Annotated in this window: 2 protein-coding genes; both read left to right on the top strand. The window is 58.6% G+C overall.

Features of this window, described 5'->3' with window-relative positions:
• Positions 1 to 442: 442 nt before the first annotated feature.
• The gene (locus tag EKD03_RS18205; RefSeq protein ID WP_129633870.1) at positions 443 to 643 is read left to right on the top strand and encodes a DNA-binding protein; all 201 of its coding nucleotides are present in this window, start codon (positions 443 to 445) and stop codon (positions 641 to 643) included.
• Positions 640 to 1,029, top strand: a complete 390-nt coding sequence (locus EKD03_RS18200) for a type II toxin-antitoxin system death-on-curing family toxin (RefSeq protein WP_129633868.1) — start codon at positions 640 to 642, stop codon at positions 1,027 to 1,029. Before EKD03_RS18205 ends, EKD03_RS18200 begins: the two co-directional genes overlap by 4 nt.
• The last annotated feature ends 407 nt before the right edge of the window (positions 1,030 to 1,436 follow it).

The following is a 1,436-nucleotide window of genomic DNA, read 5'->3' as shown; positions in this document are numbered from 1 at the left end:
GTATGTCCTTCTTGGGCAAACGTCGTTTGGATCACGGAACGTTTGCCAGCGGCGCACCTGAAGGCTGGCGTTGGGCGTCGGGGCGGCCTCCAGCGCTCCGGGAGCCGAGGAATCGTTGCGACCTTCAACGCCCGTTGAAGAATCGGCCACGATCAGCGCCCGTTGAAGAATCGGCCACGATCAGCGCCCATCGGAGAGTCAGATGCGGCCAATGCTCGTCGCAAAGTCGGCTTCAATCCATGCCCGTTGGCGAATCAGCGGCAATCAACGCCCGTCGCACGTGTCAGCGACCTTCATCGCCCGTTCGCGAGTCCGCTTCGGCCTCTGCCCGTTGGGGCATTGGCTTCGACCAATGCCTATCGCACCCGTCAGCGTCGATCAACGCCCGGTATGGGAGGACGATATGCTATACTCTCCCCAGGATAGGCAACTGATGGAGGACATGATGACCACGATCACCCTTGATATTCCGGAAGAGCGGTTACGCCTCCTCGTCGAACGCGCCAAAGGCTTAGGCATCACCCCCGAAGATCTCATTCAGTTAAGCATTGCGGACCTTGTTCGTCGTCCAGACCCAGAGGTGCAGCACGCCATTACCTCTGTGATCCAAAAACATCGCGATCTCTACCAGCGACTCGCATGACTCGGTATCTCACCCTCACCGATCTCTTGGCGCTCTATGAGGCCGTGATGGCCGATTCGGGAGGATTGATCGGCCTCGTGAACCAGGGCATGCTGGAGTCCGCTTTGGCCCAACCCCAAGCCACCTTTGATCAGCAGGATCTCTATCCGTCCCTGATCGAGAAAACGGCGGCACTGGGGTTTACGTTGATTCGCAATCACCCCTTTGTGGATGGCAATAAGCGGATTGGGCATGCCGCAATGGAACTCTTTTTGATTCTCAATGGATGGGAGATCGTCGCCTCGGTTGATGCCCAGGAAGATTTGATCCTCCAGCTTGCGGCCGGAACCTTGAATCGCGACGATCTCGTCATGTGGCTCCACCACCACGTTGTTGTCTGCCAGTAACGCATCAGCGTCTCTCGGCGATTTCGGTTCGATGCGCGTCCGTTGAAGAATCAACGTCGGCCAATGCTCGTTGGAGAGTCGACCACGAGCAACGCCCGTTGGAGAATCCGCCACGATCCGCGGCCGTCGCACGAGTCGGGTTCTATCAAGGCTCGTCACCGAGTCAACTCACGTATGGCAACCAAGTCATGGCCAGCCCCGCGCCCAACATCGCCTCGCAGGTGACGCCGCTGGCGCGGCCTGCGAACCGGGTGCATTCTGGGAATTGCCTTCTTGGGCAAGCTTCACGCGGATCACGGGAAGTGTGCCAGCGGCGCACCTGAAGGCAGGCGTTGGGCGGCTCACGTATGCCCGTGCTAGATATATACGCTACCGGGCAGAGCATAAGAGTATATGGCATTGTGCTA

The sequence above is a fragment of the Candidatus Oscillochloris fontis genome, assembly GCF_004138135.1.
GTDB classification, from domain to species: domain Bacteria; phylum Chloroflexota; class Chloroflexia; order Chloroflexales; family Chloroflexaceae; genus Oscillochloris; species Oscillochloris fontis.
Note: the sequence above shows the minus strand (reverse complement) of the source record. Positions and strands in the feature narration are given on the sequence as shown.